This is a genomic window from Embleya sp. NBC_00888 (assembly GCF_045207655.1).
Classification (GTDB): Bacteria; Actinomycetota; Actinomycetes; order Streptomycetales; family Streptomycetaceae; genus Embleya.
Window position 1 is genome coordinate 1,117,259 of the sequence record NZ_CP108784.1, and the last position, 21,362, is coordinate 1,138,620.

17 protein-coding genes, 1 pseudogene and 1 riboswitch are annotated in these 21,362 nt (G+C 71.8%); of the genes and pseudogenes, 6 read left to right on the top strand and 12 right to left on the bottom strand.

What is annotated here, in order from left to right; translation table 11 throughout:
* Positions 1–1,425, top strand: coding sequence for an amidase (locus tag OG948_RS04275; RefSeq protein ID WP_406293957.1), 1,425 nt, complete (start codon positions 1–3; stop codon positions 1,423–1,425).
* On the opposite strand, the gene OG948_RS04280 is transcribed toward OG948_RS04275, so the two are convergent.
* Both OG948_RS04280 and OG948_RS04285 read right to left on the bottom strand, forming a co-directional pair.
* Positions 1,415–2,023, bottom strand: coding sequence for a Uma2 family endonuclease (locus OG948_RS04280; RefSeq protein ID WP_406293959.1), 609 nt, complete (start codon positions 2,021–2,023; stop codon positions 1,415–1,417). The two genes, OG948_RS04275 and OG948_RS04280, sit on opposite strands and share 11 nt — an antisense overlap.
* Before the next feature lie 211 nt (positions 2,024–2,234).
* On the bottom strand, positions 2,235–2,927 hold the full coding sequence (locus OG948_RS04285; RefSeq protein ID WP_406293961.1) for an MOSC domain-containing protein: 693 nt from the start codon (positions 2,925–2,927) through the stop codon (positions 2,235–2,237).
* Between the two features lie 177 nt (positions 2,928–3,104).
* Between OG948_RS04285 and OG948_RS04290 the strand changes: the two genes are divergently transcribed.
* Positions 3,105–3,275 (top strand): hypothetical protein, encoded by a 171-nt coding sequence (locus tag OG948_RS04290; protein ID WP_395868282.1) that lies wholly within the window; start codon positions 3,105–3,107, stop codon positions 3,273–3,275.
* A 249-nt stretch (positions 3,276–3,524) separates the two neighbouring features.
* Here the strand turns inward: OG948_RS04290 and OG948_RS04295 are convergent, their stop codons facing one another.
* Together OG948_RS04295 and OG948_RS04300 are read right to left on the bottom strand one after the other, a co-directional pair.
* The gene (locus OG948_RS04295; protein WP_395868284.1) at positions 3,525–3,902 is read right to left on the bottom strand and encodes a VOC family protein; all 378 of its coding nucleotides are present in this window, start codon (positions 3,900–3,902) and stop codon (positions 3,525–3,527) included.
* Positions 3,903–4,023: 121 nt separating this feature from the next.
* On the bottom strand, positions 4,024–5,037 hold the full coding sequence (locus tag OG948_RS04300; protein WP_406293963.1) for an NAD(P)-dependent alcohol dehydrogenase: 1,014 nt from the start codon (positions 5,035–5,037) through the stop codon (positions 4,024–4,026).
* A 138-nt stretch (positions 5,038–5,175) separates the two neighbouring features.
* Here OG948_RS04300 and OG948_RS04305 point away from each other — a divergent pair, with 138 nt between their 5' ends.
* Positions 5,176–5,976: a helix-turn-helix transcriptional regulator gene (locus tag OG948_RS04305; protein ID WP_406293965.1), complete on the top strand. Its 801-nt coding sequence runs from the start codon at positions 5,176–5,178 to the stop codon at positions 5,974–5,976.
* A gap of 120 nt (positions 5,977–6,096) precedes the next feature.
* Here OG948_RS04305 and OG948_RS04310 read toward each other — a convergent pair whose 3' ends face one another.
* The 6 genes from OG948_RS04310 to OG948_RS04335 form a co-directional block, all read right to left on the bottom strand.
* Positions 6,097–7,074: a ribonucleotide-diphosphate reductase subunit beta gene (locus OG948_RS04310; RefSeq protein WP_395868441.1), complete on the bottom strand. Its 978-nt coding sequence runs from the start codon at positions 7,072–7,074 to the stop codon at positions 6,097–6,099.
* 17 nt (positions 7,075–7,091) lie between these two features.
* The gene (locus OG948_RS04315) at positions 7,092–9,410 is read right to left on the bottom strand and encodes a ribonucleoside-diphosphate reductase subunit alpha (RefSeq protein WP_406300179.1); all 2,319 of its coding nucleotides are present in this window, start codon (positions 9,408–9,410) and stop codon (positions 7,092–7,094) included.
* Between the two features lie 75 nt (positions 9,411–9,485).
* Positions 9,486–9,736: riboswitch (cobalamin riboswitch) on the bottom strand.
* A gap of 908 nt (positions 9,737–10,644) precedes the next feature.
* Complete coding sequence (gene mug, locus OG948_RS04320) at positions 10,645–11,223, bottom strand: G/U mismatch-specific DNA glycosylase (protein ID WP_406300180.1); 579 nt, start codon at positions 11,221–11,223, stop codon at positions 10,645–10,647.
* A gap of 80 nt (positions 11,224–11,303) precedes the next feature.
* A complete protein-coding gene (locus tag OG948_RS04325; protein WP_406293967.1) occupies positions 11,304–12,128 on the bottom strand; it encodes a GNAT family N-acetyltransferase in 825 nt (274 codons plus the stop codon).
* Between the two features lie 5 nt (positions 12,129–12,133).
* Positions 12,134–12,595, bottom strand: a complete 462-nt coding sequence (locus OG948_RS04330) for a MarR family winged helix-turn-helix transcriptional regulator (RefSeq protein WP_406293969.1) — start codon at positions 12,593–12,595, stop codon at positions 12,134–12,136.
* Positions 12,596–12,728: 133 nt separating this feature from the next.
* Positions 12,729–14,444 carry an alkaline phosphatase D family protein gene (locus OG948_RS04335; protein ID WP_406293971.1) on the bottom strand — a complete coding sequence of 572 codons (1,716 nt, stop codon included), beginning with the start codon at positions 14,442–14,444 and terminating at the stop codon, positions 12,729–12,731.
* Between the two features lie 140 nt (positions 14,445–14,584).
* Between OG948_RS04335 and OG948_RS04340 the strand changes: the two genes are divergently transcribed.
* On the top strand, positions 14,585–15,445 hold the full coding sequence (locus OG948_RS04340; protein WP_406293973.1) for an amidohydrolase family protein: 861 nt from the start codon (positions 14,585–14,587) through the stop codon (positions 15,443–15,445).
* A gap of 40 nt (positions 15,446–15,485) precedes the next feature.
* On the opposite strand, the gene OG948_RS04345 is transcribed toward OG948_RS04340, so the two are convergent.
* On the bottom strand, positions 15,486–17,027 hold the full coding sequence (locus tag OG948_RS04345) for an ATP-dependent DNA ligase (RefSeq protein WP_406300181.1): 1,542 nt from the start codon (positions 17,025–17,027) through the stop codon (positions 15,486–15,488).
* 773 nt (positions 17,028–17,800) lie between these two features.
* On the bottom strand, positions 17,801–19,243 hold the full coding sequence (purB, locus tag OG948_RS04350) for an adenylosuccinate lyase (RefSeq protein WP_406293975.1): 1,443 nt from the start codon (positions 19,241–19,243) through the stop codon (positions 17,801–17,803).
* 411 nt (positions 19,244–19,654) lie between these two features.
* Between purB and OG948_RS04355 the strand changes: the two genes are divergently transcribed.
* Both OG948_RS04355 and OG948_RS04360 read left to right on the top strand, forming a co-directional pair.
* Entirely contained in the window at positions 19,655–20,932 is a 1,278-nt protein-coding gene (locus tag OG948_RS04355; RefSeq protein ID WP_406293977.1) for a YihY/virulence factor BrkB family protein, read from the top strand.
* A 12-nt stretch (positions 20,933–20,944) separates the two neighbouring features.
* Positions 20,945–21,346 (top strand): annotated as a pseudogene (locus OG948_RS04360) (class I SAM-dependent methyltransferase); the annotation flags it as partial.
* Between the last annotated feature and the right edge of the window lie 16 nt (positions 21,347–21,362).

Here is a 21,362-nt window from a genome sequence, read left to right on the forward strand (position 1 = left end):
ATGCGGCTCGGCGAGTACGCGCAGTACGACGCGATCGGTCTGCGCGACCTGATCCGCGCCGGCGAGGTCACCTCGGCCGAGGTCGAGAAGGCCGCCCGGCAGGCGATCGAGGTCGCCGACGCCGCCGTGCACGGCCTCGCGCTGCCCGCCTTCGAGCCCGCGCTCGCACGCTCGCCCGACCCCGACGCCGCGTTCGCCGGCGTGCCGTTCCTGATCAAGGACACCGGGCCGGTCGCGGCCGGCGTCCCGTTCTTCCTGGGCAGCCGTGCCGTACCGGGCGTCGTCCCGCCGTACGACAGCGACCTGATGACCCGGTTCCGGGCCGCCGGGCTGGTCACCCTGGGACTGACCACCGCGCCCGAGATGGCGATCAGCTTCGCCACGGAGTCGGCCAAGTACGGCGTCACCCGCAATCCCTGGGACCTCGATCGTGGCGTCGGCGGCTCCAGCGGCGGCGCGGCGGCCCTGGTCGCGGCCGGCGCGGTACCGATCGCGCACGCCACCGACGGCGCCGGCTCGATTCGCGTTCCGGCCTCGGCCTGCGGCCTGGTCGGGCTCAAGCCCAGCCGGGGGCGTACCCCGTGCGGCCCGGACCTGGACGAGGCGTTCTTCGGGATCTCGCACAACTTCGCGCTCACCCGCACGGTCCGCGACGCCGCGCACCTGCTGGACACGATCGAGGGACCGGGGGTCGGCGACAAGTACACCGCGCCGCCGCCGCGTCGGCCCTATGCCACCGAACTCGGCGCGGATGTCGCACCGTTGCGGATCGGCGTGACCACCCGGGCGTGGTCCGGCGTCCCGGTCGACGCCGAGGTGGCCCAGGCGGCCGAGTCGGTCGCCGCGCTGCTCGCGGGACTGGGCCACCATGTCGACGACGCGAGCCCGACGGTCGACTGGGAAAGCGTGCTGAGCGGCATGGTCTCCGAGGTGGTCGCCTTCATCGCGGCACCGCTCCTGGGTGCTCCGCGCGCACCGGATCCGAACAAGTTGGAAGCGGTCACCCGGCAAATCCTGCACGACGCCGGGGACTTGAGCGCACTCGACCTGTTCGCCGCGTTCGGCGCGCACAACCGGGTCTCCCGCTCGGTGGGCGCCTTCTTCACCGAGTACGACCTGCTGATCACCCCGACGCTGGGCCAACTCCCGGCGCCGCACGGCACGTTGAACTACGACGACCCGCAGCACTCGGTCCGCGGTTGGCTGGAGGCCATCTTCGCGTACGGCCCGTTCACCGCCGTCTTCAACATCACCGGCCAACCCGCCCTCAGCCTCCCCCTGGCCCAAAGCAGCTCGGGACTACCGATCGGCGTGCAACTGGTAGCCCCCTACGGCCGCGAGGACACCCTCTTCCGCCTCGCCACCCTCCTCGAACAAGCCCTCCCCTGGCACCACCGCACACCCCCGACCTTCGTCACCGAATAGCCCCCAACGCCGGCTCCGGATACGGAGGCGGCAGCACGATCCGTTCCGCCGGGTCGAATTCCGCACGGGCCCGATAAACGGGGTGACCTTCGCGATCGAGCCCCGGCAGCGTATGCACCACGGCCTTGCCGAAGTCGCGATCGACGAGCAGATAGACGGGAATATCGGCCCGAGCATACGCCCGGGCCTTCGGCCCGCGATCGTTGTAGGGGTCGGAGCCGGTCACCTCACCGACCAGGGCCAACATGGCCGCCGACATCCAATTCGCATGGTGCCCCGCAGCGCCGATCTCGGCCTCGTTCGGCGCCCGCCGCACGACGAAGACGTCAGGAATGACGTGGGAACCGTCGCTCCCGCGACAGTGGCCCGGCCGCAGGCAGAATCCGACGTCGCCGTGTGACGCGTCGATGCCGGCGGCTCCCCAGGTCGTGACGATCGCCCGGATGATCTTGTGATGCTCCCAGTCCGGCATCGGGGACACCGCGATAACCCCCTCGACGACCTCGACGCGCCGGCCTTCGGGCACATGGAGACCGTCCGCCACATCGACCGCCGCCGTTTCGGGCGGGCAGCCGGGCGGCTCGTATACGGCGGTCATCGCACACACCTCCAAGCGGGTCGAAGCACTCCTATTGTGGAACGACGATCAACGAAACGCCGGGCATGACCGGCGCTCGTCCTCAGGAAACCGGGTTCGCCGTTCAAGCGCCGGTGTTCCTCAAGGGGTCACTCGTTCGAGTACTCGATCGTGCGGAGGAGGCGGAGCCGGGTATGTGGGCTTCGGCTCGGGGTGCTCGGGTGGGGTGGGGCTACTCGGGTTGTGGAGTGGACGGGGAGGGGGTCTTGGTGATGCGTTTGTGGGCCATGTCGCGGATGTCGTCCGGGAGTTCCGCTATGTCGAGGAGTCGGGGCAGCAGGTCGGGCTCGAGGGTCAGGGCTCGGAAGCAGATGCCGATGGTGACGTCGTGGGACGGGCGGGACACGATCGTGATCGGGGCTCCCGAGTGGACCTCGCCCGGTTCGATCACGCGCAGGTAGGTGCCCGGGAGCGCCCGTTCGGTGAATCGCCGCACCCATCGCCGCTCGTCCAGCCAGTGCGCGAAGGTCGCGCACGGGATGCGCGGGACGGAGACCTCCAACAGCGGCCCCGCCTCGCCCACGCGCCAGCGCTCGCCGATCAGCGCGGCCTCCAGGTCCAGGCCGGACGTGGTGAGGTTCTCCCCGAAGCTGCCGTTGCCCAGTTCGCGGCCGAACTCGCGGGCCCACATGTCCAGGTTCTCCCGCGCGTACGCGTAGACGGCCTGATCGTCGCCGCCGTGGTGCCGTCGGTCGTACACCCCGTCGCCGACCAGTCCGCTGCCCAGTCCCGAATCCCTGGGGCCGGGCGCGCGCACGGCGACCGGGCGGTCGACCGGCCGCTTGTCGATCCCCGTCGTGGTGACGTCGGACTTCGTCGGGTTGGGTCGGGGGTGGGCCAGGTTGACGGAGATCACATGCGACATACCGGCAGGCTACCGGGCCGACTCGCGAAGGCGCCGTCGGGCCGATTCACCGCCGAATCCCGGCGATTGCGCCCTCGATCACCGCGTATCCCGGGCCGAACTCGGGCAAACACCAGTTATCGGCGCCCTCGGGGACGCCGAGGCCCGGGCGCCCGGGCTTCAGGGAGGGACCACGGCATGAGTTCGCTGTCGAACACCATCAAGAAGATCCAGGGATACATCCGGCGCAATCCGCGCCAGGTCGAGCAGGGCCGTCGGCTCGTGCGGGACCGACTCGCCCGCCGCCGCGGTGGTCGTGGCGGCAGTGGCGGCACCGGCTCGGGCAACCCGCCCACCGGCACCGGCTGACCCGTTCGCCCTGGGGGCGAACGCACCACACGCACCCGCGAATTCGAAGCGCGCGCCCACCGGGCCCGCCCACCGAGCCGGCGACACCGGCACCGGTGCCGGCCCCGGGCCGCACCGCGAACTCCGTTGCCCTCGGCCCCCGGCCGGTCCCATCTCACCTCACCCGAAACCCGCCCGCGCGTCGGCCCGCTCGCAACAGGCAGGCTCACAGGCGGATTTCGGCGTGGCGGCGATCGAGCGTCGGAACACCTAAGCGATCAGCGTGCGTTTCGCCCGGACGACGCAGAACTCGTTGCCCTCCGGGTCGGCGAGTACCGTCCACGATTCGGTGCCGGTCTGGCCGACGTCCACGCGGCGTGCGCCGAGTGCGATCACCCGCTCGATCTCCGCCTCCCGTTCACCGGGGCCCGCTCCGGGGGTCAGGTCCAGGTGCAGTCGGTTCTTGGTCTTCTTCACGTCCGTCACCGGCATGAAGCAGATCCCGATCGGTGCTTCCGGCTCGGTCCCGATGACCACCTCGCGCTCGCGCTCCGAGAGCACCTCCCATCCCAACACCTGGGCCCAGAAACGAGCGAGTCCCGGCAGGTCGTGTGCGTCGATGACGATGTGGTGCAGAGAAATGGCCATGCCCGCCATTGTGCGACCCCGAATCGATCGCCCCAAAGGCATTACCGGCCGCCGCATGCACCAGCCGACGGCCCACGACCACCACCGACCGCCGCGAACCGCCGGCCGCCACCGCAGTCGATCACCCGTGGTCGATCACGACGTTCCCCACGAACCCACCCTTGCGGTGGTAACGCAACGCCTCCGGAACCTCGTCGAAGCCGAACTCCCGGTGCACGCAAGGCCGCAGCCGCCACATGTCCACCGCCCGGTTCAGCGCCTCGAACTGTGCCCGACTGCCCACCGCGAGCGGACGCAGCACCACGCCCGCGTTGAACAGCGCGGCCGGCGACGGCGACGCGTCGGGCGCGTCCGACCCCAACCAGTGGCCGACGAAGGCGATCTCGCCGCCGAGCGCGGTCGCGGCCAGGGACTGGGTCAGATTCCCCGCGACGTCCACGACCCGGTCCACCCCGCGTCCGCCGGTCACCCGCCGTACCTCCTCGCCCCAGCGCGGGTGCTCCCGATAGTCGACCACCTCGTCCGCGCCCGACTCGCGCAGTCGTTCCGCCTTCTCCGGACTCGACGTGGTGGCGATCACCCGCGCACCCGACGCCTTGGCGAGCTGTACCGCGAACAGGGACACGGCTCCCGTACCGAGCGTCAGCACGCTCTCGCCCGGCACCGGCGGTCGGCCTCCGGTCAGCGCGTTCCACGCGGTGACCGCGGTGAGCGGGAGGGTGGCGGCCTCCGCGAAGGACAGGTGCGCCGGGATGTGCACCAGCGCCCGCTCGCCGACCAGCGCGAACTCGGTGAGCATGCCGTCGCGCGAACTGCCGAGCTGCGCCGCGTAGGCCGGCGCGAACGGCCCGTCGATCCAGTCCGGGAACACGGTCGCCGCCACCCGGTCGCCGACCCCGGCCCGGGTGACGCCCGCCCCGATCGCGACCACCTCGCCGACCCCGGCGCACCCGGGAACGACGTCGGGCGACACCGGCAGCGGATAGTCGCCGTCCAGGACCAGCAGTTCGCGCATGCTCAGCGAGGTCGCCCGGACCCGGACCAGCACCTGCCCGGGCGCGGGCTCCGGCTCGTCGTGCGCACGGAGGGTGACACCGTCGATACCGGCGCCGGGTGTCAGGTGGTAGCTCTTCATCGTGCTGTGCCTCTCTCGACGGATCACGAACCGCCCCGTTCGGCGGGCCGTGGGAAGGATCCTGCGACAGGCGCCCGAGCCCGACAATTCCCGCCGGGGAATTGCCGGCGATACCTCCGAGTGCCTAGAACTGCGCTCATGAGCACGATGACCCACGGTCCGGACTTCCCCGCCGAGCTGCGGCGCTGGCGCACCACCCGGCGGCTGAGCCAACTGGAACTCGCCGCCCGCGCGGACACCACCCAACGCCACCTCAGCTTCATCGAGAGCGGCCGATCCCGTCCCGGACGCACCATGATCATCCGCCTCGCCGAATCACTCGGCCTGTCCCTGCGCGAGCGCAACGCGCTGCTGCACACCGCCGGGTACGCGCCGGTCTTCCCCGAATCGGACCTGGACGCGCCGATGTTGCGCCCGGTGCGCGAGGCGCTGCGCGCGGTGTTGGACGGCCACCTGCCCTACCCGGCGATGGTGCTGCGCCCGTACGGGCAGATCGTCGCCGCCAACACGGCGATCGACGTACTGACCGAGGGGGCGTCGCCGGAGTTGCTCCGGGAACCGATGAACATGCTGCGCCTGATGCTGCACCCCGAGGGCATGGCGCCACGCGTGGCGAACCTCGACGCCTGGGGGCATCACGTCCTGGACAACATGCGCGCACAGGCGCTGCGCAGCCCGGACCCGCTGCTCGACGCGTTCATCGAGGAACTGCGCGGCCATGTCCCGGACGCCCGACCGGGCCCCGACCACCTGGGCTTCGCGGTCCCGCTGCGGCTGCGCGACCCGGACGGCCCGGGCGAGTTGCGGCTGCTGACCACGTTGACGTCCTTCGCGACGGCCACCGACATCACGCTGGCCGAACTGCACCTGGAGGCGTTCCTGCCGGCCGACGAGGCCACCGCCACGACGCTGCGCCGCCGCGCGGCCGAACGGTCCTGACCCGGACCCCCGTCACGCCGCCGCCGAGCGAGCACGTCTCCGACAACGCGAAACCGCCCTGCCGTCCCGGGACCGGGACGGCAGGGCGGTGGCGGCGCGATCGCGCGAAGACGTCCGGACTCAGAAGTCCTCGTCGAACGACACCGAGCCGGTGACCGCGACCTGGTAGGCCGAGACCCGCCGCTCGAAGAAGTTCGAGAGTTCCTGCACGTCCTGCAGTTCCATGAAGCCGAACGGGTTCGCCGAGCCGTACACCGGCGCCATGCCCAACTGGGCCAGCCGGCGGTCGGCCACGTGCTCCAGGTAGGAGCGCATGTCGGCGACCGTCATCCCGGACACGCCGCCTTGGAGCAGGTCCTCCGCGAACGCCGTCTCCGCCTCGACCGCCTCGGCGAGCATCCGCCGTACGTCCTCGGCGAGTTCGTCGTCGAACAGGTCGGGCTCCTCGGCCCGCACCGTCTCGACCACGGAGAACGCGAAGTCCATGTGCGCGGACTCGTCGCGGAAGACCCAGTTGGTCCCCGAGGCGAGGCCGTTGAGCAGACCACGCGAGCGCAGGAAGTACACGTACGCGAAGGCGCCGTAGAAGAACAGACCCTCGATGCACGCCGCGAAGCAGATCAGGTTGAGCAGGAACTGCCGCCGGTCGTCCCGCGATTCGAGCCGGTCCAGGCCCATCGCCGAGTCGATCCAGCGGAAGCAGAACTCCGCCTTGCGCCGGATCGAGGGGATGTGCTCGACCGCGGCGAACGCCTGCTCGCGCTCCTCGTGGTCGGGCATGTAGGTGTCCAGCAGAGTCAGGTAGAACTGCACATGGACGGCCTCTTCGAAGAGTTGCCGCGACAGGTACAGCCGCCCCTCGGGCGAGTTGATGTGCCGGTACAGATTCAGCACCAGGTTGTTCGCCACGATCGTGTCACCGGTCGCGAAGAACGCGACCAGGCGCTGCACGAGGTGTCGTTCGGCCGGGCTGAGCTTGTCCAGGTCGGCGAGGTCGCTGTGCAGGTCGACCTCTTCGACCGTCCAGGTGTTGCGGATCGCCGCGCGGTACTTCTCGTAGAAGTCCGGGTACTGCATCGGGCGCAGCGTGAGGTTCATTCCGGGATCGAGCAGGCTCACGTGCACGCCTCACAGGCTTCGGGGTTCTCCAGCGAGCAGGCGATGACCTCAAGGTCCGAGATCTCCTCGACGGGCGCGGCCGAGGCCTGCGCCGGCACGGTCGCCTGCTGGATCCGCGTCGCGGGGCGCGAGCGCAGGTAGTACGTGGTCTTGAGGCCGGTGGACCACGCGTAGCGGTACATCGAGGACAGCTTGCCGATGGTCGGGTCGGCCATGAACAGGTTCAGCGACTGCGACTGGTCGATGTACGGCGAGCGGGCCGCCGCCAGGTCGATCAGCGCACGCTGCGGGAGCTCCCAGGCAGTGCGGTACAACTCCCGCACATCCTCCGGGAGTTCGGCGATGCTCTGGACCGAGCCCTCGGCGCGCTTGATCCGGTCGCGGACCGCGGGGGTCCACAGGCCGCGGGCCTTGAGCTCGCGCACCAGGTAGGCGTTGATCTGGAGGAACTCGCCGGACAACGTCTCGCGCTTGAACAGGTTCGACACCTGCGGCTCGATGCACTCGTAGGCACCGGCGATCGAGGCGATGGTCGCGGTCGGCGCGATCGCCACGAGCAGCGAGTTGCGCAGGCCGTGCTCGGCGACCCGGTCGCGCAGCGCGTCCCAGCGCTTGGTCTGGGTCGGGTACACGCCCTCCCACAGGTCCGGCTGGAGCCGGCCGCGCGCGGCGTGCGTCTCGGCGTAGGCCGGGTGCGGGCCGTGCGCCTCGGCGAGCGCCGAGGAGGTCTCCAGCGCGGTCAGGTAGATCTCCTCGGAGATCAGCGTGGACAACTCGCGCGCCTCGACCGAGTCGAACGGCATGCCGAGCGTGAAGAACACGTCCTGCAGGCCCATCAGGCCCAGGCCCACCGGACGCCAGCGCGGGTTGGACGCGGCGGCCTGGTCGGTCGGGTAGTAGTTGATGTCGATCACGCGGTCCAGGAAGACCACCGCGGTGCGCACCGTCGCGCGCAGCTTGTCCCAGTCCATGCCCTGGCCGGCGATCACGTGCGCGCCGAGGTTGACCGAGCCGAGGTTGCACACGGCGGTCTCGCCGTCGCTGGTCACCTCGAGGATCTCGGTGCACAGGTTGGACAGGTGCACCACGTTGCCCGGCTCCGCGGCCTGGTTGCAGGTGCGGTTGGCGGCGTCCTTGAAGGTCATCCAGCCGTTGCCGGTCTGCGCGAGCGTGCGCATCATCCGGGCGTAGAGGTCGCGCGCGGGCATCTGCCGGACGAACCGGCCGTCCCGCTCGGCGGCTTCGTACACCTTGTCGAACTCGGCGCCCCACAGGTCGGGCAGTTCGGGCAGCTCGTTCGGGTCGAACAGCGACCAGACGCCGTCCTCCTCGACCCGGCGCATGAACAGGTCCGGCACCCAGTTGGCCAGGTTGAGGTTGTGCGTGCGGCGCGCGTCCTCACCGGTGTTCTCGCGCAGTTCGAGGAACTCCAGGATGTCCGGGTGCCAGGTCTCCAGGTACACGCAGGCCGCGCCCTTGCGCCGGCCGCCCTGGTTGACCGCGGCCACGGACGAGTCGAGCGTCTTGAGCCACGGCACGATGCCGTTGGAGTGCCCGTTGGTGCCGCGGATCAGCGAGCCGCGCGAACGCACCCGCGACCACGCCACACCGATGCCGCCGGCGAACTTCGACAGTCGGGCGATTCGCCCGTACATGTCGTAGATCGACTCCAGTTCGTCCTTGGGCGAGTCGAGCAGGTAGCACGAGGACATCTGGGTGTGCACGGTGCCGGAGTTGAACAGCGTCGGCGAGCTGGGCAGGTAGGCGAGCGAGGACATCAGCCGGTAGAAGCCGATCGCCTCGCCGGGCTCCTGGGCCAGGCCGCACGCCACGCGCAGCAGGAAGTGCTGCGGGGTCTCGACCACCTTGCGCGAGACCGGGTGGCGCAGCAGGTAGCGGTCGTACACGGTGCGCAGGCCGAAGTACTCGAACCGCCGGTCGCCGTCGACGTCCACGGCGGCGTCCAACTCGGCGGCGTGCTCGGCGACGAACGCCGCGGTCTCCGCGCCGATGACGCCCTCGCGTCGGCCGAGCGCGATGCCGGCGCTGAACGAGGTGACCCCGGCGTCGAGGGCCTCGTCCGCGATCCGGCCGGCGAGCAGGCGCGCGGCGAGCCGCGAGTAGGCGGGTTCCTCGGCGATCAGCTCGGCGGCGGTACGCACCGCCAGGTCCGCGGCCGCTCCCTTGTCCGCGCCCTCGTTGAGACCCGCGACGACCCGGCGGACGACCCGATCCGGATCGACCTCCGGCAGATCGCGCGCCTGGGTGCGCACCAGGGTAGCCAGTTGGTCCTCGGGGCTTTCGTCGATCCGCATCCGGGTCGCGCCCACGCTGTCCACAACGGTCACGTGCTCTCTCCTCGCGAGCTCGTACGTACAGTGACCCCGCGCCCGAAGGCGCGGACAGCCGGCAGGTATTCGGACTCGCGGGCATGCCGGGGCGCCACCGGGCACGATGTGCTCGGCGGGCCGCGGAGTTCCCCGTGGTCGTCGCTCGCCGAACCCCTCTGGGCGTTCGGCACCGCAGGACGACATTCGTTCCCGCTTACCGCTGCGGGGGCAGTCCCGGCTTCACACCGGGTTCCCTCTTGCGTCGCCCCTCCGTTTGACCGGAACGGCGAACCAGCTGCGTCGCAGAGCATATATGTAGTGGCGGGGTGGTCGTCGCACCCCCAGGTGTTGTGTCGTGTCGCGATTCCCGACCTACCACGATTTCGGCCGGGACGGGCCCACTCCCGGCGGCGCGGCCGTCCACACCGGGTGTCGCGGCGCCTCCCGAGCCGAGCGGAATCGTCTCCTCCCGGCGTACGCCCGGCATGACGGTACTCGCGCGCGGGCCGCCGAACGGCCGCACGACACGCCGGCGTTGTGCGCGGCGCGCGTGGCCGGGCGCCTGTCGAACGTGGTGTCCGGGCGTCGAGAGAAAGACTTTCGCGGGGCGGCCGAGCGGGCGAAGGCGAGGCGCCGGGGGCGTACGGTCGGCCGCGGGGTGTGCCGGGCGGGTACGGCGTCCGTCGGGCGTGTCGGCGGGGTGGGAGCCGGGCGTGTCGGCGGGTGCCTCCGGCGGCCGGTGTGGGCGGCCTCGGAGGCGGCCTCGTCGGCGTCCTCAGGGGCGGCCGGCGCGGGGGCCGGCCCCGGGTAGGCGCGCGTGTCGTGCCGGGCGGTCGTGGCATCGGTCCACCGACCGGGGCACCTCCCGGCCCGAGTCGCGCCACTCCGCGACCAACGCCTCGTACACGGGTGTCTCGAACGTCTCGGTGGGCCACGGCCCGAACGGGGCCCGCAGGATCTCCATGCCGACCCAACCGCGCGAGGGAGCGCGAAGTAACCGCCAACCGGGTGATGCCACTCGGTCGATGGACGAATCGACTCGGATACAGGCGCGCGGACCGGCCCGGGCGCACCGATCGCGCCCCTGGGCGGTCGGGCGCCTTCGGGTCGTACTCGGGCCGTACTTTGGCCGCATTCAGACAGCCTTCGGCTATCTTCGGCCGGATTCAGCCGTCTTCGGTGGGTTTCGCCGAGTTTCGGCGGGCCGGGCGCCTTCCGGTCAGGTGCTTTCGGTCCCGATGGTTTCGGTTCGTGCCGTTTTCGATCGTTCGCTTTCGATATGGGCCGCCGCCGTGCGCAGTTCGGCGAACGCCTCGCCGAGCGCCGCCGCCGTCCAGTGCGCGTTCAGGCCGCTCGGGTTCGGCAGCACCCAGATCCGGGTGTCGCCGATGGTCTCGGCCTGCCGACCGACCGCCGCCTTGGGCCGGCCGAAACCGGTCCGGTACGCGCCGATGCCGAGCACGGCCAGCCAGGCCGGCCGGTACGTGCGCACCTTGGCGGTGAGCGCCGCGCCGCCGGCGACGTACTCGTCCCGGCTCAACTCGTCCGCCCGGGCGGTGGTGCGGGCCACCACGTTGGTGATGCCGAGACCGAGCGCGGTCAGCGCGTCCTGCTCGGCGGGCGCGAGTAGGCGGGGCGTGAACCCGGAGGCGTACAGCGCGGGCCAGAACCGGTTGCCGGGGCGGGCGAAGTGCCGCCCGGTCGCGCCGGACCACAGGCCGGGGTTGATCCCGCAGAACAAAACCCGCAGGTTCGGTCCGATCACGTCGGGGATGGTCCGGCCGTGCGCGGCGGCCATCTCGGCGGCGGTGGGATTGCGTCCGGGCGGGATCGGCAGCACGACGGGCTTCGCGGGCGGTCCGGGCTGCGCCGGGGCGCTCACGGCGCCTCCGCGATCAGCGCCGTCCCCACCGACCGGAAGCCGAGCCGGTCGTACACGCGGGCCACGTCCTGGTCGCCGGCCGACAGGAACACCGTCTCGCTCCCGTCGGCGAGCGCGTGCCGGGCCAGTTCCCAGGTCACCGCCGCCGCGAGGCCGCCGCGTCGGGCCGCCGGGAGGGTGGCCACACCGACGATCTCGGTGGTGCCGTACAGGTGTTGATAACTGCCCACGCACAGCGGCCCGGCCGGGCCGTACGCGGCGAACATCACCGTCTCCCCGGTGCGCAGGCGCTCGTTGAGGTAGGACAGCAGACCCGGGTCCTGGCCGAGCGCGGCGGTGTCCCGTTCGGTCGGGCCGTCGGTCCCCGACGCGGTCCCCGGGTTCGCGAAGCCGACCGCCGCGACGCTGTGCACGATCGCCAGGTCGGTCGCGTCCGCCCGGATCCGACGCACCGTCACCAGGTCGGGCAGGGCCGGGCGTTCGGCCGGCTGCTCGGCCGGGTCGAGCACCATCAACGGGTGCTCGTGGACGTGCAGTTCGGCCTCGATCGCGGCCGCGCGCAGCGCCGGAGTGGTCTCGTCGACCCATTCGAACGTCTCGGGCACTTTCAACTCTCTCTGCCGCGCCCGCACCGCGCGGACGTCCGCGACGGTGGGCTCGACGGAGCTGCCGAGCGTGGGTCGTGCGTAGAAGGGCCACCCTTGGCCCTCGCGAATGAACAGGGTCAGCGCGCCGAACGTTTCCGTGCGGGTGGCTCGGCGGGCCACCGCGTCGTAGAACATCTCCAAGTGGGCGCGCGCCTCTGCGGCGGACTTCGGCATGCGGGTCAGTGTGACACGACCGCCGGCACCGATACCGGCCGGTGTGCCAACCCGGTCTTCAGTCGCGCGAGCAGATCGGACAGCGTCCGGGCGTCCTCGTCGGACCAGTCGTCGAGGCGCTCGGCGATCACCGTCAAGCGGTCGTCGGTGGCCCGCTCGACCACCGCGCGACCCTCCGGAGTGAGGCCGAGCAGGAAGGAGCGGCCGTCGTGGGGGTGCGGCCGGCGCTCCACCCACCCGTGCTCGACCAGGTGTGCGATGTGTCGGCTGACCACGGACATGTCCAGGTCGAGCAGTTCGGCGACGTGCCCGGCGCGCAGCGGCCGCGTACTGCGGGCGAGCGCGAACAGGACTGCGGAGCCGGGCGGCAGGCTGCCGATCGGGACCGCCTTGGCGAGGCTGCGGTGGACGCCGACGATGCCCTCGAGCTCGGTGAGCAGGTGCCGGCAGGCTTCCCGGGTGGCCATGGCGAGGCTCCTCTTCGTGGCGACTCGCCACCACCATAAAAGATGTTAGTTGCGCTCGGCAACTTCCACGAAGCGAGCCCCTCACGGGAGGCGACCGACCCACGACTCGCCTGGGCCGCTCGCAGACCGTGCCTCACCCCTCCCGAAGCGTCGCCCGGCCCACGCGGCGCAGCCGAGCGGCCCGGTTGTGCCGGTCGCCCTCGGCCCGATCCAGGGACAGGACGGCCCGGCGCCCGTGCAGGGTGAGCGTCATCAGATGGTTGCCGAACCACGGACCGCCCAGCTTCGTCCACTCGACCGGCAGCGGGGTCAGCCTCGCGTGCCGGGCCAGGGCGCGCCCGATGCGGGTCGCCATCCGGCCCCACCCGAACCGGAATCCGACCCGGATCGCCGGGGGCACCGAGTTGTGCACCGGCGAACAGGTCAACTGGTAGACCCGGGCCAGGTCGGCCGAATTCTCCCCGACCCGCGGCCCCTCCCCCGGACTGACCCAGCGCGCCTCGGCCGCGTAGACGTGGTGCACATCCCCCGACAACACGCACACCGTCGCCGGCGCCGGCCCGCCCGCCCGGGGGCCGTGCAGCGCGATCCGGCCGATCAACGCGGACAACGCCTCGAACGAGTCGCGGAACGCCGCCCAGTGCTCCAGGTCGCTCGCCCGCCGCAACCACTCGCTCCAGGCCGCCACGCGAGGCCCCCGCTCGCCCGCGCACAACGCCTCGTTCCACGACTCCAGGTCGTGGATGCCGTGCGGCAGCAACCACGGCAACGACGTGCCGATCAGCAGGTGGTCGTACCCGCCCTCGTCCGCCTGCTCGGTGATCCAGGCCAACTCGTCCGCGCCGATCATCGCCCGCGCGTCCCCGGTCAGCACTCGGCCCGCGCGCGAGTCGATCATCAGCAGCCGGGTCCGGCCGAAGTCGCGCCGAAAGCTCCACCGCGTGGTCGTCTTGCCCTCCGCCTCCGCGTCCGCGCGCAGCGCGAACTCGTGCAGCAGCGGCCCCACGTCCTCGCCCGGCGCCGCGGCCTTGACCGTCGCGAACAACTCGTCGCGCGCCAACGCGGCCGGATCGAGATTGCCCAGGTGCTGATAGACCCAGTACGACGCGAGCGCGCCCGCGATCCGCTCGGACCACCAATCGGTCGCGGCCATCTCGGATCGCCACGCGTGCGACGTGTTCCAGTCGTCGATCACGTCGTGGTCGTCGAAGATCATCGCGCTCGGCACGGTGGACAGCAGCCAGCGGATCTGCGGATCGGACCAGGACTCGCGATAGAGCAGCGTGTACTCCTCGAAGTCGGCGATCTGCGGGCCCGGCGCCTTGCTCAGATCGCGCCGCCGCGCCAACCGGTTCTGCATCGCGCGCGAGGTCTCGTCCGCGTACACCTGATCACCGAGCAACAGCAGCGCGTCCGGCAACGGCTCGTCGGGGGCCCGCATCAGTCGGCGAGCGAGCGTGTCCAGCGCGTCCGGGTCGAGCCGGCGCTCCTCGCCGGCCTCGGTGCTCGGCGGACTCGACCAGCGACAGGACCCGAACACGACGTTCAGATCCCGCTCGTCACCGTGGGCCGAAGCGGTACGCACCGCGCTCGGCGGATATCCCGAACGCGCGTCCGGCCAGCACACCCGCTCGTCCAGCAGGACCCGGTACTCCCGCGACCGCCCGGGCGTGAGCCCCTCGACGACCACGAGCACGTAGTGGTGACCGAACACGTTCCAGGTGGCGGCACTGGCCACACCGTCCTCGCACGCCACGGTCACCACACACGGCGCGTCCGTCTCCACCCACACGGTGGCACTCGTACGATCCACGTGCCGCAGCACGGGACCGAGCAGCAACTCGGCCATGGTCCTTTGCCCTCCCCACCCTCGTATCGACGCCTTCCGTGGCATGTGCCTGCCCCGCAGGGCCGACGCCAATGCCCCACGCGCCCACGAACCCTTCGCTACGGTATGCGGCGTTCCCGATCCGACCCGGAGGCCGCGCCGTGCCCCCCTCGCCCACCGCCTCGCCCACCGCCTCGCCCACCGCCTCGCCCGACCCGCCGGCACACCTCCCGGCCGAAGGACCCGCCGTACCCGGCCCCGCGGCCCGGCGCCGGGTGTTCGACGCGCATCTGCACATCGTCGACCCGCGTTTCCCGCTCACCGCCAACCACGGTTACCTGCCGCCGACCTTCACCGTCGCCGACTACCTCGCCCGGGTCGCGTCGCTCGGCGTCACCGGCGGCGCCGTGGTGTCCGGCTCGTTCCAGGGCTGGGACCGGGCCCATCTGCTCGACGCGCTGCGCCGGCTCGGGCCCGGCTTCGTCGGCGTGACGCAACTTCGCGCCGACGTCGCGGACCACACGATCCGCGAGCTGGACGCGGCGGGGGTGCGCGCGATCCGGTTCAACGTACGCCGGGGCGGCTCGGCGGCGCTGGAGGGGCTCGATCGGCTCGCCCGACGCGTGCACGAGCCGGCGGGCTGGCACGCGGAGCTGTACCTCGACGCCCGCGATCTGCCCGACCTGGCACCCGTGCTCACCGCGCTGCCGAAGGTGAGCATCGACCACCTGGGCCTGTCCCGGGAGGGCCTGCCGCACCTGCTGCGCCTGGTCGAAGGCGGGGCCCACGTCAAGGCCACCGGCTTCGGCCGGGTCGACCTGGACGTGCCCGCCACGCTCCGGGCCGTGGCCGCCGTCTCCCCGCACGCGCTCCTGGCCGGCACCGACCTGCCCTCCACCCGCGCGCGCAGGCCGTTCCGGGACGCCGACCTCGACGTCATCGCCGAGGCGGTCGGCGCCGACCTGGCCCCCGCCGTACTGCACGACAACGCGCGCGCCCTGTACCGCCCGCATCGGGATTGAGGCGCCCGGGTCCGGGTGATGCGGACGGCGGGAACCGGTCTCACTCGTCCGACGCCAGCGCCCGGACCGTATCCATGTCGTCCGCGTCCGCCGCCGTCTTGTCCTCGCGATAACGCAGCACCCGGGCGAACCGCAGGGCCAGTCCGCCCGGATAGCGGGTACTGCGCTGCAACCCGTCGAAGGCGATCTCGACCACGAGTTCGGGCCGCACCCACACCGTCCGGTCGTCCCGGCGGACCGCCAGTTCCTGCAACCGCTCGGTCTGCCACGCGAGCAGTTCGTCGGTGAGCCCCTTGAACGTCTTGCCCAGCATCACGAACCCGTCCCCGCCCGGGTCGCGCGCGCCCAAGTGCAGGTTGCTCAACGTCCCGCGCCGGCGCCCGTGCCCCCACTCGGCGGCCAGCACCACCAGGTCCAAGGTGTGCCGCGGCTTGACCTTGACCCAACCGGCGCCGCGCCGACCCGCCGTGTAGGGAGTGTCCAACGACTTCACCACCACCCCCTCGTGCCCACGCGCGACCGCGTCGGCGAAGAACGCGTCCGCGGCGCCGGCGTCGCCGGTGACCAACCGGGGCACCAACAGCTCGCTCGGCGCGAGCGCCTGGAGCGCGGCCCAGCGCTCGGCGCCCGGGCGGTCGATCAGGTCCGCGCCGTCCACATGCAGCACATCGAACAGGTACACCGTCAGCGGCGTCTCGGCCCGCAACCGCGCGGCGTCGTGGGTGCCGGTCCGGGACGCGGTGATCTGGAACGGGTGCGGCCGGCCCCCCGCGCGCAGCGCGATCGCCTCGCCGTCGAGCACGGCGGTGCGCACCGGCAGCGCGCGGGCGGCCTCGACCAGCTCCGGAACGCGCGAGGTGATGTCGTCCAGGCTGCGGGTGAACACCGCGATGTGCTCGCCGTCGCGGTGGATCTGCACCCGGATGCCGTCGATCTTCCATTCCAGCGCGACGCTCGCCTCCGGGTCCTTGGCCCGCAACTTGGCCAGCGCGGCGGACACATCCGGCGCGGAGGCGGCCAACATCGGGCGCACCGCGTGGCCCACCTCCAGCGTGAACGCGGCGAGCGCGGCCTTGCCGCCGACGAGCGCCGCGGCGGCCACCGGGCCCGCCGCCCCACGCAACATCAGCGCGCGGCGCACGGCAGCCACCGGCACCTCGGCCGCCCGCGCGATGGCGTCTGCCATCACCCCGTCCAGCGCGCCCTGGCGCACCTCGCCGATCAACAGACCGGCCAGGAACCGCTGTTCGACCTGCGTGGCCCGGGCGAACAGGGCCTCGATCAGCGCCCGCCGGGCAGCCTGCGCCCCGGGGCCGGTGGTGGTCCCGATCGCCTCCAACGCGGCGTCCACCTCCAGCAGCGTCAGCGACGCCTCGGCGGCCGGCTCCGGCACGTCACGCAACGCGGCCGGCCCGACCCCGATCTGCCGCTGGGTCAGCGCACCCGCGAGATAGGCCACCACCACGGTCGCCTCCGCCGGATCCGCCCGCCGCAGACACCCGGCCACCAACTCCGCCTTCGCGGTCCGCCCGGCCTCACCCGCGATCTCCCGCGACACGACCGCCACGTCACAAAACAACAGCGACCCCACGCCACAACTCCTCACACCCAAGCCCCCCACCCCCATCGCCCACCCCACCCTGACTCATGCCCCCGACACCCATCCGGCCGAGCCCCGACCCATCCGCCAAACCACACAAGCCGCACGAACCACACGCCCCAGGCGCAAAGACGTGTCACGACCAAGCGCAACGCGGCAGCCGAAACGTGACCAAAGCCGCACGCGAAACGCAGCCCAAGGCAGCCGAGACACGAAACGAGCCAACGCCAAGCAAGCCAACGCACAGCGAGCGGGCGCGAAGCAAGCCGACGCGAAGCGAGCGATGCACACCGCGCGGGCTGACGATCCGCAACCGACACAGCCACGCAAGACAAGCGGAGCGCAACAGGCAACACCGACACGCACGGGCGAAGCACCACAGGCGACGCGCAACACCCGAGCGAAGACGGGCCGCCGAGGTGCAGCCGACGAGGGCGAGGCAGGCAGACCGCCGGCGCCGGGACGGGGCACCAGGCCATGCGGACGCGTAGCGGACATGCATCCCGGACGCGCAGCGAACGGCCCGACCGCGACCGCGTAGCGGACGTGCATCCCGGACGCGTAGCGGGCATGCACCCGGCGCGCGGGGAACGCGGGTGGTCCGGCAGCGGTACAGGGGTGCGGGGTGGGTGGTGTGTGGTCTGTACCTCGGGGCGCGGGGTATCGGGGTGTGCGCTCGTTACGGTTGGGAATCGGCGATGGGCCGGGACCCGGGGGTGTGCCCCGCGTCCCGGCCCATCGGCGTCGTCGGTCGGTTACAGGATCGCGCCCGGGCGGTACTTTGCCGCCTCCGGGTGCTTGGCGGCGACCGTTTCCACGCGGCGGACCACCTCTGCCACCTGGGCCGCCGCCGCGCCGGTGAAGGACAGGCGGTCGGCGAGCAGCGTGTCCAGCGCCGCGCGGTCCAGCGGCAGCCGCTCGTCCGCGGCCAGTCGATCGAGCAGTTCGTTGCGTTCGACGCCCTCGCGCAGCGCCAGCGCGGAGGCGACCGCGTGCTCCTTGATCACCTCGTGCCCGGCCTCACGACCCACCCCGCCCCGGATCGCGGCCATCAGCACCTTGGTCGTGGCCAGGAACGGCAGGTAGCGGTCCAGCTCGCGCGCGACCACCGCCGGGAACGCGCCGAACTCCTCGAGCACGGTCAGGAACGTCTCGATCAGGCCGTCGAACGCGAAGAACGCGTCCGGCAGCGCCACCCGCCGCACCACCGAGCAGGACACGTCGCCCTCGTTCCACTGGTCGCCGGCCAACTCGCCGACCATGGAGGCGTAGCCGCGCAGGATCACGGTGAAGCCGTTGACCCGCTCGCACGAGCGCGTGTTCATCTTGTGCGGCATCGCGGACGAGCCGACCTGGCCGGGCTGGAAGCCCTCGGTGACCAGTTCGTGCCCGGCCATCAACCGGATCGTCTTGGCCAGCGACGACGGCCCGGCAGCCAGTTGCACCAGCGCGGTGACCACGTCGTAGTCGAGCGAGCGCGGGTAGACCTGGCCGACCGAGACGAACGCGTGCTCGAAGCCCAGGTGCGCCGCGACGCGCCCCTCCAGCTCGGCCAGCTTGTCCTCGTCGCCGCCGAGCAGGTCGAGCATGTCCTGCGCGGTGCCCACCGGGCCCTTGATCCCACGCAGCGGGTAACGGGTGATCAGGTCGTCGAGCCGGTGGTAGGCGACCAGCAGCTCGTCGGTCGTCGAGGCGAACCGCTTGCCCAGCGTGGTGGCCTGCGCGGCGACGTTGTGCGAACGGCCCGCCATCACCAACTCGGCGTGCTGAGCGGACAGCTCCGCCAATCGCACCAGCAGGGCCACCACACGGTCCCGGACCAGTTCCAGCGACGAGCGGATCTGCAACTGCTCGACGTTCTCGGTCAGGTCGCGCGAGGTCATGCCCTTGTGCACGTGCTCGTGGCCGGCAAGAGCGTTGAACTCCTCGATCCGGGCCTTGACGTCGTGCCGGGTGACCCGCTCGCGCTCGGCGATCGAGGCCAGGTCGACCTGGTCGATCACCCGCTCGTAGTCGGCGACCGCGCCCTCGGGCACGTCGATGCCCAGGTCGGCCTGGGCACGCAGCACCGCGAGCCACAGTCGGCGCTCCAGCACCACCTTGTGCTCGGGGGACCACAGCGTGGCCAGCGCCGGGGAGGCGTAGCGGTTGGCCAGAACGTTCGGAATGCGGGGCTTGCGCACAGGCTGGGACGTCACGAACGGCGAGTTTACCGAGCCGCCGGAGCCGCCTTCGACGTACGTCCGTGATCATGCCCCGCGCGGGCACCGCGAGCGGACCGGACACCCGCGCGCGAGCGCGCTTCGCCACCGTCCCGACGCGCCTCCGCCGTACGTCCGCCGTACGTCTCGGACCCGAGCCTCGGCCGGATCCTGGCCGCGTACGGCGGAGTCTTCGTCACCGCCTCACTCGTGTGAGGGACCGTCGTGCACGGTTTCCGTCCGGGCCGCCTGAACCTCGCCAGAACAACCGTCCGCCTGGCCGGCGTCGCCCCGATCAGGTCCGCGCCCCGGCGCTGACGCCGCGTCACAACCCGTGCCCGGCACCGCATGTGCCGCCCGCCGCCGGGTAGACGCCGGCCATCGCGGGACGACCTTGGGGGCGGGCTCATGGGCAGGCGGCAGGACGCGCGAAACGCACGCAGAGAACGCGCGGAGCGGGAGGAGCGAATCGCCCACGCGCTGCGCGGGGGCACGGACCCGGCCAAGGAACCACCCCTGCGCGGCGGAACCGAGGACGAGACCACCCGACCCCCGGGCCCGCGCGACGCGGACAAGCCCCGGAACCGGGACCGGGACAGAGCCCAAGCCCAAGACCGAGATCGAGACCAGGACCAAGACCGGCCCACCCGACCAGTGGACCTCGACAAGCCCGACACAGCCGACGAACCACCCCCCGAGTCGCACCTCCCGGAACGCCCCACCGACCTGCCCACCTCGTCGTGGTTCCGAGCCGCGTGGCGCACGATCCGCGAATTCAAGGAGGACGACCTCAACATCTGGGCGGCCGCGCTCACCTATCAGAGCGTGTTGTCGATCTTCCCCGCCCTGCTGGTCGTGGTCTCCCTGGTCGGCCTGGCCGGCCGCTCGGCCACCGACGCGCTGACCGAGAACGTACAGAGCGTGGCGCCCACCGAGACGCACCAGATCGTGATCAACGCGATCCAGAACCTCGAGAACAGCCGCAGTGCCGCCGGCCCGCTGGCCCTGGCCGGCCTGGGCCTGGCGCTGTGGTCGGCGTCCGGTTACGTGGCCGCGTTCATGCGCGCGTGCAACACGATCTACGACGTGCCCGAGGGCCGGCCGCTGTGGAAGACGGTGCCCACCCGGATCGCGGTCACCGTGGTGACCCTGGTGCTGCTGTCGGTCTGCGCGATCGCGGTGGTGTTCACCGGCTCGCTGGCCAAACAGGCGGGGCACGCGCTGGGCGTGGGCGAGGCCGGCGTGCTGCTGTGGGACTACGCGAAGTGGCCGGTGCTGATCGTGGTGGTCAACTTCCTGTTCGCGCTGCTGTATTGGGCCGCGCCGAACGCCAAGCAGGGCTTTCGCTGGATCACTCCCGGCGGCGTGCTCGCGGTGCTGCTGTGGGCCCTGTTCTCCGCCGCGTTCGCGTACTACGTGGCCAACTTCAGCACCTACAACAAGACCTACGGCACCCTCGCCGCGGTGATCGTGTTCCTGGTCTGGCTGTGGCTGACCAACATGGCGATCCTGCTCGGCGCGGAGTACAACGCGGAGATGGAGCGAGCCCGCGCGATCGCCGGCGGCCACCCGCCGACCCTGGAGCCGTACGTCCGGATGCGCGACACGCCCAAACCCAAGGGCGCCTGGAAGCGCTGGTTCCGCTTCGGCCGCACACCCGGGAACACGCGGGAGGGCGAGGAGTAGACAATCGAGGGCATGGACAAGATCCGGCCCGCGTACGAGGAACTGGGCGCCGAGGGCTTCTACGCCTCACACGGTGCGCGGTACCGCAATCCGCACGAGCCTCGCGTTCGGGCGGTGCTGGCCGAGGTACTGGCCGAGCCGTCGGCCGCCGAGCCGGAGCTGCTGGACGCCGTGCTCGACCTGGCATGCGGCAGCGGCGAGGCCACCCTCGCGCTGCGCGAGCTCGGCGCGCGCGAGGTCACCGGCGTCGACCCGTACACGGGCGCCGCCTACCGCGAGCGCACCGGGCGCGACGCCGAGCCGTTGCGGTTCGAGCAGGTGGCGGCGGGCGCGCTGGCAGGTCGCACCTACTCGCTCGTGGTGTGCAGCTACGCGCTGCACCTGCTCGCGGAATCCCGGCTGCCCGCGCTGGCGTACGCGTTGACCGAGG

Coding starts and splice junctions, on each gene's coding strand:
- OG948_RS04275 (WP_406293957.1), top strand. CDS start 1: ATGCGGCTCGGCGAGTACGCGCAGTACGACGCGATCGGTCTGCGCGAC.
- OG948_RS04280 (WP_406293959.1), bottom strand. CDS start 2,023: ATGACCGCCGTATACGAGCCGCCCGGCTGCCCGCCCGAAACGGCGGCG.
- OG948_RS04285 (WP_406293961.1), bottom strand. CDS start 2,927: ATGTCGCATGTGATCTCCGTCAACCTGGCCCACCCCCGACCCAACCCG.
- OG948_RS04290 (WP_395868282.1), top strand. CDS start 3,105: ATGAGTTCGCTGTCGAACACCATCAAGAAGATCCAGGGATACATCCGG.
- OG948_RS04295 (WP_395868284.1), bottom strand. CDS start 3,902: ATGGCCATTTCTCTGCACCACATCGTCATCGACGCACACGACCTGCCG.
- OG948_RS04300 (WP_406293963.1), bottom strand. CDS start 5,037: ATGAAGAGCTACCACCTGACACCCGGCGCCGGTATCGACGGTGTCACC.
- OG948_RS04305 (WP_406293965.1), top strand. CDS start 5,176: ATGAGCACGATGACCCACGGTCCGGACTTCCCCGCCGAGCTGCGGCGC.
- OG948_RS04310 (WP_395868441.1), bottom strand. CDS start 7,074: ATGAACCTCACGCTGCGCCCGATGCAGTACCCGGACTTCTACGAGAAG.
- OG948_RS04315 (WP_406300179.1), bottom strand. CDS start 9,410: ATGCGGATCGACGAAAGCCCCGAGGACCAACTGGCTACCCTGGTGCGC.
- mug (WP_406300180.1), bottom strand. CDS start 11,223: ATGGCCGCCGCGCACGGCCGGACCATCCCCGACGTGATCGGACCGAAC.
- OG948_RS04325 (WP_406293967.1), bottom strand. CDS start 12,128: ATGCCGAAGTCCGCCGCAGAGGCGCGCGCCCACTTGGAGATGTTCTAC.
- OG948_RS04330 (WP_406293969.1), bottom strand. CDS start 12,595: ATGGCCACCCGGGAAGCCTGCCGGCACCTGCTCACCGAGCTCGAGGGC.
- OG948_RS04335 (WP_406293971.1), bottom strand. CDS start 14,444: ATGGCCGAGTTGCTGCTCGGTCCCGTGCTGCGGCACGTGGATCGTACG.
- OG948_RS04355 (WP_406293977.1), top strand. CDS start 19,655: ATGGGCAGGCGGCAGGACGCGCGAAACGCACGCAGAGAACGCGCGGAG.